Origin of the sequence: Gracilibacillus boraciitolerans JCM 21714 (genome assembly GCF_000521485.1) — a bacterium.
GTDB classification, from domain to species: Bacteria; Bacillota; Bacilli; order Bacillales; family Amphibacillaceae; genus Gracilibacillus; species Gracilibacillus boraciitolerans.
In genome coordinates, this window is record NZ_BAVS01000023.1 from 41,215 (window position 1) to 50,793 (window position 9,579).

At 38.0% G+C, this 9,579-nt stretch carries 7 protein-coding genes and 1 pseudogene; 3 read left to right on the forward strand and 5 right to left on the reverse strand.

Annotation, left to right across the window (positions count from 1 at the left end):
- The first annotated feature begins 3 nt into the window (after positions 1–3).
- Positions 4–1,847 (forward strand): annotated as a pseudogene (locus tag JCM21714_RS13040) (bifunctional homocysteine S-methyltransferase/methylenetetrahydrofolate reductase).
- 17 nt (positions 1,848–1,864) lie between these two features.
- Positions 1,865–4,141: a 5-methyltetrahydropteroyltriglutamate--homocysteine S-methyltransferase gene (gene metE, locus JCM21714_RS13045; RefSeq protein WP_035724926.1), complete on the forward strand. Its 2,277-nt coding sequence runs from the start codon at positions 1,865–1,867 to the stop codon at positions 4,139–4,141.
- Between the two features lie 371 nt (positions 4,142–4,512).
- On the opposite strand, the gene JCM21714_RS13050 is transcribed toward metE, so the two are convergent.
- The 5 genes from JCM21714_RS13050 to JCM21714_RS13060 are packed head-to-tail and all read right to left on the reverse strand — an operon-like array spanning position 4,513 to position 8,186.
- Positions 4,513–4,812: a 5'-nucleotidase C-terminal domain-containing protein gene (locus JCM21714_RS13050; protein WP_158413520.1), complete on the reverse strand. Its 300-nt coding sequence runs from the start codon at positions 4,810–4,812 to the stop codon at positions 4,513–4,515.
- On the reverse strand, positions 4,787–5,392 hold the full coding sequence (locus JCM21714_RS21785; protein WP_052000634.1) for a 5'-nucleotidase C-terminal domain-containing protein: 606 nt from the start codon (positions 5,390–5,392) through the stop codon (positions 4,787–4,789). The genes JCM21714_RS13050 and JCM21714_RS21785 overlap by 26 nt, the downstream gene beginning before the upstream one ends.
- Positions 5,367–5,456, reverse strand: coding sequence for a 5'-nucleotidase C-terminal domain-containing protein (locus tag JCM21714_RS21790; protein ID WP_235182848.1), 90 nt, complete (start codon positions 5,454–5,456; stop codon positions 5,367–5,369). The genes JCM21714_RS21785 and JCM21714_RS21790 overlap by 26 nt, the downstream gene beginning before the upstream one ends.
- 20 nt (positions 5,457–5,476) lie before the next feature.
- Complete coding sequence (locus JCM21714_RS18535) at positions 5,477–7,792, reverse strand: thermonuclease family protein (protein ID WP_052000636.1); 2,316 nt, start codon at positions 7,790–7,792, stop codon at positions 5,477–5,479.
- Complete coding sequence (locus JCM21714_RS13060; RefSeq protein ID WP_035724929.1) at positions 7,755–8,186, reverse strand: DUF6359 domain-containing protein; 432 nt, start codon at positions 8,184–8,186, stop codon at positions 7,755–7,757. The genes JCM21714_RS18535 and JCM21714_RS13060 overlap by 38 nt, the downstream gene beginning before the upstream one ends.
- 222 nt (positions 8,187–8,408) lie before the next feature.
- Here JCM21714_RS13060 and JCM21714_RS13065 point away from each other — a divergent pair.
- On the forward strand, positions 8,409–9,579 hold a 1,171-nt coding region (locus tag JCM21714_RS13065; RefSeq protein ID WP_035724931.1), incomplete at its 3' end, for a galactokinase.

Sequence of the window (9,579 nt, forward strand, 5' to 3'; positions counted from 1 at the left end):
AAAATGTCAGAATTATTGTCGAAATTGAAGGACCAGATCGTCATTGCTGATGGAGCAATGGGGACGTTATTATACGCGCATGGAGTGGACCGCTGCTTTGAATCGTATAATTTATCAGACCCGGAAGAGATTCTGCGCGTGCACCAATCTTATATTGACGCTGGTGCAGAGGTGATCCAAACCAATACGTATGGAGCAAATTACATTAAATTAAACCGCTTTGGCCTGGAGGATCAAGTACATCAAATCAACACGAAAGCTGTGCAAATTGCTAAATCAGCTGCACAAGATAAAGCATTTGTTTTAGGAACGATTGGTGGCATTAGAGGCGTACAAAAATTAGTAACATCAAAAAAAGAAATAATCCGCAGTTTTAAAGAACAGCTTTTTTCTCTCTTATTAGAGGGTGTTGATGGACTATTGCTTGAGACGTATTATGACTTTGATGAAGTAAAAGAAGCATTAGAGATTGCCAGAAACGAAACAGACCTGCCGATCATTACCAACGTATCGATGCATGAACCAGGAGTATTGGAAAATGGCATTGCTCTTCCAAAGGCATTAGTAACCTTGATGAGCTTGGCGCAGATGTAGTTGGTGTTAATTGTCATTTAGGACCACATTATATGATCAAAGCCTTAGAATCTGTACCTTTACTTCAAAACGCTTATTTAGCGGCATATCCAAACGCAAGTCTGCCTGACTATCAAAATGGCAAGCTTGTATACAGTCAGCACAGTCAATACTTCACACAATGTGCTCAAGATTTTCGCAATCAAGGCGTGCGTTTAATCGGAGGATGCTGCGGAACAACTCCTGAGCATATCCGAGCACTAAAAGAGGGCATTAAAGATTTAAAGCCAATCGAAGAAAAAGAAGTAAAAGCTCTTCTTTCCATTACAAATAAAAATCAACACAAACAGACTAACAAAGACTCGCTTGCAGAAAAGGCAAAAAAACAGCACACAGTAATTGTCGAGTTAGATGCTCCAAAGCATCTTGATATTGATACATTTATGGATGGGGGGGTTTTTGCATTAGAGAATGCCGGAGTAGATGCAATCACACTCGCTGATAATTCTTTAGCTACCCCACGAATTAGTAATGCAGCAATGGCCATCAAAATGAAACAGGCTGGTTCTAAAGTTACACCCTTGATCCACTTAACCTGTCGTGATCGCAATTTAATTGGGTTACAATCTCATTTAATGGGGGGGTTACATACGTTAGAATTAGATGAAATTCTTGCCATTACTGGTGATCCCACCAGAATCGGCGGTTTTCCTGGTGCATCATCTGTATTTGATGTAACCTCATTCGAACTGACAAAACTAATCAAACAATGTAATGAAGGCCTTTCTTTTTCTGGAAGTTCGCTAAAATTAAAAACCAATTTCCAAGTTGCAGCTGCCTTTAATCCAAATGTAGCAAATCTGGAAAAAGCGGTAAAACGTATGAAAAGAAAAATAGAACATGGAGCAGATTACTTCCTGACACAACCAATATTCAGCCATGAGAAAATTATTGAATTACACCGATTAACTAAAGATATTAACAAGCCAATTTTCATTGGAATTATGCCGCTTACATCACATCGAAATGCAGAATTCTTACATCATGAAGTTCCAGGAATGAAATTATCAGATGAAGTAAGAGCACGTATGCAGCAACAGACAAATCGACAAGATGGTTTTCGTGAAGGAATCGAAATAGCAAAAGAGTTAATTGATACAGCTATTAATTATTTCAACGGAATCTATATTATCACACCATTTATGCATTATGCTTCCACCGTAGAATTAACCAGATATGTACACGAAAAAACAAAATTAAAAACAAAAATTTAATTAAGGGAGTTTATATTATGACAACTATTTTAAGTTCAAATCTAGGTTACCCTCGTATCGGAAAAAACAGAGAATGGAAACGCGCAATTGAGGCATATTGGCAAGGAGATATTACCGAAAAAACACTTAAGGAACAAACGCAGAAATTACGATTACAAAACTTGCAAAAACAAAAGGAACAGGGAATCGATCTTATTCCAGTTGGCGATTTTTCATTATATGATCATGTATTAGATACTGCTGTTTCATTTAATATTATCCCGAAAAGATTTCAAGATCATAATCCTGCCGAGTTATCAACTTATTTCGCAATAGCGCGGGGGGGAGAAAAAGATGCAGTTGCAGCTGAAATGACAAAATGGTTTAATACGAATTATCATTATATTGTCCCTGAATTAAATGATACGAAGCCAAAACTATTGGAAAATCGGGCACTATACTATTATCAGGAGGCAAAAGAAGAATTAGGGATAGATGGTAAACCGGTGATTATCGGTCCAGTTACGTTTGTAAAACTCGCAAAAGGATATGAAGAAACTGAGCTCGAGGCATGGGTCGATCGCTTGTTACCATTATATGAGCAAATCTTATCAGAGTTAGCAGAAGCAGGAGCTAGTTGGGTACAAATCGATGAGCCTGTTCTCGGAACAAATCTTTCAGAAAAAGAGTTAAAGCTTGTTGAAAAGGTGTATCAAAACTTTGATAACAAAATATCAGGCATTCAATTAATCTTACAAACTTATTTCGAGACCGTACAGCATTATCAACGTATTATCAAACTGCCTGTCGATGGTTTTGGTCTAGACTTTGTCCATGGTGATCATTTATCACTTATCCAAAAATACGGTTTTCCTGCTGATAAAGTGTTAGGTGCAGGGATTATAAACGGTCGTAATGTTTGGCGTGCAAACCTGGAAAACAAATTCCAATTATTAGCAGATATTGAAGAAGCAGCAAATCCTAAGACAATTATTGTGCAAGGGTCTTCTTCCCTCGTACACGTTCCTGTAACAAAAAATACAGAAGAGAAACTTGATACAGTCGTAAAAGATGGGCTCAGTTTTGCAGACGAAAAATTAACAGAAATAAAGGTGTTGACAACCGCTCTTAAAGAAGGACAAGAGTCTGTATCTGATGCGTTTACAGCAAGCGTACATGCAATAGAAAGACTGGATCAATCCGACTATCGTAACCAAACAGTAGAAGCTACTGCAGAAAACATTAAACGGGAAGTACCTTTTGAACAAAGAAAGAAGAGACAGCAAGCACATTTAAACTTACCTTTATTACCTACGACAACAATAGGAAGTTTACCTCAAACTCTTGAAGTAAAAAGAACACGTACGAAATGGCGCAAAGGTGAATTAACCGATGATCAGTACAATCAATTTGTTCAATCAGAAACCAGAAAGTGGATCCAAATTCAGGAGGATCTTGAATTAGATGTGCTTGTCCATGGTGAATTCGAACGAACAGATATGGTAGAGTATTTTGGAGAAAAATTGAAGGGTTTTGCTGTAACAGAGTTTGGCTGGGTACAATCCTATGGTTCCCGATGTGTAAAACCACCATTGTTAGCAGGTAATGTTGAATGGGAGCATCCAATAACGGTAAAAGAAATAGCTTATGCCCAATCCTTAACAGACAAACCGGTTAAAGGAATGCTAACCGGTCCTGTGACCATTTTAAACTGGTCATTCGTTCACGAAGAGCTGCCTCGTTTTACTGTACAGGACCAAATTGGATTAGCACTTGAAAAAGAAGTATTAGCTTTAGAGGATGCGGGTGTCAGCATCATCCAGGTAGATGAACCAGCATTACGCGAAGGCTTACCATTAGATAGACTAAAGTGGCCGGCATATTTTGATGCTGCTGTTCGCGCCTTTCGATTAGCAACTTCAACAGTGAAGCCTGAAACCCAAATTCATACTCATATGTGTTATTCAGAATTTGGAGAAATATATGAGGCAATTGATGGGTTAGACGCAGATGTAATCTCAATTGAAACTTCCCGCAGTCATGGAGAAATGGTCGAAACCTTTGAGATCAATGATTACAAAAAAGATATTGGCCTTGGTGTTTATGACATTCATAGTCCACGCGTACCAAGCATCGAAGAACTGGAGGCAAATATAAATCGTGCTTTGGAAACAATCGATGTCGAACAGTTTTGGATCAATCCTGATTGTGGTCTAAAAACAAGGAAAGAGCCAGAAACAATTGCAGCGCTTAAAAAAATGGTCGAAGCCGCTAAGTTAACTAGAGAAAAGTATATATCCATTAATCAAAAGTAACTATTTTCACAGAAACAAAAAGTCTGCTACCAACATAACGTTGATAGCAGACTTTTATATTTTGAACTGTCCTTAAATCTTCTATTTTCATCAGAAAGCTGAAATTTGTGAACCATTTACACCTTTATCGCTTTTCAAGGATCAATAATATTAATAAAAAAGTTTTATTAGAAAATTCTTAATCACGTGTCCAGCTAGCATACCCAAAAAATACAAATGTGATTTTAACGGTGAAAAGGAAAAATGGTTTTTTACAGTCGTGATTCTCTCCTCTGGTCCATAATTCAATGGATCTTCTGCTGTTGTTTCCAGTGAGATAATATAATTCTCAAGCGCTTCTACGTCAACTGGTCCTTCAACTTGCTCGGATTCTATTGAGCAAACACGCCGCGTGAAGCTAAATAATTATTTGTTGTTAATGTGTACGTATCTTTTTTCTTGACTTTATTACCATTTGGTAATGTTATAGAGATTACCTTTTGTGACTTCTGGTTATAGCGGTAGTTAAATCCTGCTACACTATAGTCTGATCCATTTTCTGAAAGTTGGGCATTTAGGATTGCTTCTAATTCTTCTCCTGTAACTTTCATTTTCACTAAGGTATTACCGTGTGTTAAGATTTTTTCTAATGATGAGGCAGTAATGTTACCTTCTAACAAAGAAGAAGCCATTCCCCCCACCATTTATAACTGCGAAGTCACTATCCATTTCATATTTCATACTATCAGCAATCAAATTACCTAATCCGTGATCTTTTCCATTTGTAAAGGTTCCAACTATTTCTTGCCCATTATAGCCGATCACATCTTTATCTTCATCTTCTTCGCTACCAGGTATCTCATCGGTTTGAGTAATACGACCCTCTGAACCAATTACTAGCGGATTCTCTTCCGATGTATCTAAAAACTTAATATAATCAACTGCTGCATCTACATCAACTGGACCCATTACTTGATTCGTTCCCAGGTTTTTTATTGGTCCATCTTTTGTTCCAATATAGTTATTTGTTGCCAATGTATAGGTTGCTTTTGGATCAATCGGCGTTCCATCTGGTAGTGTAATATTCACTACCTGCTGTAAATCATAATTGTAGGTGTAATGTAAGCCAGCTACACTATAATCAGAACCGTAGCTTGACAAATTATCATTTAAAATCGAAATTAAATCCTTTCCTTTAATATCAACTGACATGACATTATTGGCAAAAGGTAAAATATTGAATACTTCACCCCCAAGTAATTGGACCTTCATCTAAAATGTCACGAATACCACCGCCATTGTGCATAGCGAAATCAGCGTCCATCACCCATTTCATACCATCTGCAATTAAATTACCTAACCATGATCACCATCATTGGTATATTTGCCTTCTAAAAGCTGTGCATTGTATCCAATTACTTCATTAACAATATCTTCAATCTCCACAGCGTATTTATCAAGAATACTTTTCACTGCTGGATCTGGTTGATAATCAGCCTGGTTAGCAAAAACAATTTCCGCTTTGACATCATGAATATCTTTTGTTTCACGATCAATTTGAATATCGACATCTGCAAACGCCTTGCCATATTCAGATGCCTGAATAATCCATTTGCTATCAACGACTGCAGTTACTTCCTGATGATTGTGGGCAGCATAGATAATATCAACTGCGTCATCCACATTTCGGGCTAAATCTGCCGATGCACCTGTTGCAGAATCTCCAGATTGGGTAGCTGGCATATGTGCTAAGACAACAATAGCTTCCACACCTTGAGCCTGCAGATCATCTACCGCATTATTTACTGCAGTTACTTCATCCGTAAATGCAACGTTTTCCAGTGATGCTGGCATAACCATATTCATCGTTTCCTGAGTATTAACCCCAATAAAACCTACTTCAACACCATCCACTTCTTTAATAGCATATGGTGGTAAATAAGTCTCTCCCGTATCCTCCTGTACACAGTTCGCGCACAGTACATCAAAATTCATTCCCTGATAACCCGCAGTACCAAGTCCATCGGGATGGTCACCACCGTTAACCATTCTTTTTAATTCATCTAATCCTTCGTCAAATTCATGGTTACCTACCGTTCCTAAATCAAAGCCCATTTCGTTCATTATTTCTACCGTTGGCTCATCCTGCAGCAAGGCAGATACAGGCGAACTTCCACCAATCATATCACCAGCATGGATAAGTAATGTATTTTCATTTTCCTGCTCTCTTTCTTTGATGGCTTGGGCTGTATAGTCCATACGACCATAAACGTCATTTTCTCCATTACGATTCAATGTATATTGCTGATCAATTTTACCATGCAAATCATTCATGCTTAACAACTGCAGCTCTATCATTTCTTCTACAGGCTCTTCTCCTGCTGCTGTATATCCCTGTGCTACCGCTTCCTCAGCACTTGCAAAGAATATACGTGCTTCTACAGGCACTTCTTTATATGCCGTTGGTTCCACATATTCTTTCGTTTCTGAGTTTCCAATATAACGATGGAAGTCCCCCCCACCTTCTGAGATCGCCCGATATTCAAAAGGCAATTCCTTTAACGGATTTTCCGGATTCCAAATACCTAATTCTGAATCAATTGCCTCTTTTACAGCATTTTGATAGAGCTGATAGTTTTCTTTATCTCCGATTGGCCAGATAAAGTAAGAAACAGCAAATCCTTCTTTCACCATTTGCAAATTGGTATTTACTCCGTCTTTATTAATCACTTCTGCTAGTAAGCGACCATAATCATCTGTTGGTTTTTCACCAATTTTTAATGTTACCTGATCGCCTTCTTGTAATAATTCCTTTAAACGATCTGTCGCATACTGACCATGCTCTTTCTGATTGGCTTCATCTACACCATTTAAACCTGGCACACTCGTTTCAGGCGTATCAATGTTAATAAAGCGAACACGATCTGCACCTAACACAGGTGTTTCAAGACGTATGGTATCACCATCTGAAACATAACGAACCATTGATGTGTATTCACCGCCTGCATTTGGTGCTTCCGGCTGTTCTGCTGACAGCGTAAAGTCATTTATCGATCTTGTTAGTAGTTGATAGCTGTTATACTGACTTAGAATAGCCGTAATATCGTACCATTTTCCCTGCTCCAGATTAGCAATATCTAAAGTCCCTTCCATCACTCTCAAAGTGGTACTATTAAAATCGCTATCTATTAATGATAGATTGTAGCCTCCTCCAGCAGGACTGCTGGGAATACTTTGAATATATCCAGATAATGAAACCAATTGACCTTCTAGTGGTTCTGCTACTGATTCATCATTAATAGTTGCTAATGTCATATCTTTTGGTGCAGGTAATCCCTCTCCACTAGCAAGAATTTCAATATCAGCTGCACTGCCTGGAATAATTTCTTTTAAACCATTATACGTATCTAGCTTACCTGTAATTTTAATACGGGTTCCTTCTTTTAAAATAGGAAAGGATGATCCATCATAAGCAAAAATATTAATACCTGCTGTCGCATCTTGTATGTAAGTAGATAATTGACCACTCGATGGGTTTGCTAAGTTATCCGCAGTTACCACACCTTCAATGGTTACAACATTTCCATCTGATTGCTGCCGTACATCTGCAATGGAAACTACAGAGACTTCTTGATCAGGCTCTTCCTCTTCTGTTCCATCCCCCTTCTGCAAAGACAATGCTTGTCACATATTCAATCGATTGCTGACTTGAGTAGACATCTCTCGTTCCAGCAACAATTATCTTTTTCCCTAAGACTGCTTCATTTAAGTTTGGACTAAATTGCTCACGCTGATTTGTTTCCAACTTGACAATGATCGATGCTGCTTCCTGATTATTCTCATCCGCTACTTCGATTGCATACTGACCATTAAAGGCAGCTACTATATAACCTTGCATGGTTACTACTGTGCCGTGACTTTCTGATAAAGCCTGTGATACAGAAATCATTTCTACTTCTTCTGCTTGCACTTGGATGCTTGGCATGACGGCACTCGATAGTTGAGTAAAAACTAGTACGATGGCTAATAATAAACTAGTCGTTCTCAAACTTTTTTGATGATTCATTAATAATCTTTCCTCCCTTGAATTAAATTACTTACCTTTTCATTCTAGCAAGTAAAAATATGAAGTAATTGAATTCACGGTAAAGATTTTATTAATTTTTATTCATACTGTTATTAAAAATAGTAACAGTATTTTTCTTGTAACTATGGAGGAAATGACGTACAATGATCTTAGTAAATTAATTTAATTAAGTCGACAATTTATGTCAAGGAGGAATAAATCATGGATTTATCTAAGTTATTGGAGAAATTTAAAGACCTTTTCCAATTAGAAGAACAACCGAGAGCTTTCTTCGCTCCAGGGCGTATTAACTTAATCGGCGAGCATACCGATTATAATGGAGGTCACGTCTTTCCGGCTGCTATCTCATTTGGCACCTATGCAATTGCTGTGCCTCGTCAAGACAACATCATAAGATTATACTCAGAAAATTTCTCTGAAAAAGGTATCATTGAGGTTTCTTTAGATGACCTCTCCTATAAAAAAGAGGATGATTGGACCAACTTTCCAAAAGGAATGATCCTTTATTTAAAAGAAGAAGGCTTCACATTCCCTAACGGATTTGACGTTCTTTTCTATGGAAACATTCCTAATGGAGCGGGCTTATCCTCTTCCGCTTCAATCGAGCTTGTGACAGGTGTTTTGCTGGAAAATTTATTTCGATTAGATATCGATCGTATTCGTTTAGTTAAAATTGGCCAGAAGGTCGAAAATAAATACATTGGTGTCAATAGCGGGATAATGGATCAGTTTGCGATTGGCATGGGAAAACAGGACCATGCCATACTATTGGATTGTGATACATTACATTATGAATATGCTCCAATTAAGTTGGCAAATCATGATATTATTATTATCAATACCAACAAAAGAAGAGAACTTGCAGATTCCAAATATAATGAACGCCGCAGTCAGTGTGAAGCAGCACTAGCGGATTTACAGCAAGAGCTGGATATCAGAAGCTTAGGAGAGCTTTCTCCGGAACAATTTGAACAGCATCGTGCATTAATTAAAGATGATACAAACCAACAGCGAGCAAAACATGCCGTCTATGAAAATGCTCGTACGATAGAAGCATTAAAAAGACTGAAAGCAGGAGAGTTAACAACATTCGGTGAGTTGGTTAATCAATCGCACGTTTCCTTACGTGATGACTATGAAGTTACAGGTATGGAGCTCGACACGATTGCGGAAACAGCCTGGCAACAAAAAGGTGTACTAGGTGCACGAATGACTGGTGCAGGTTTTGGTGGATGTGCGATCGCAATTGTTGAAAAAACTGAAGTAGAAAACGTGCAAAAAGCTATCGAAAAAGCCTATGAGGAAAAGATTGGATATGCTCCAACATTCTATGTCGCTGCGATTGGCGACGGTGCAAAGGAAATTTCTGTTT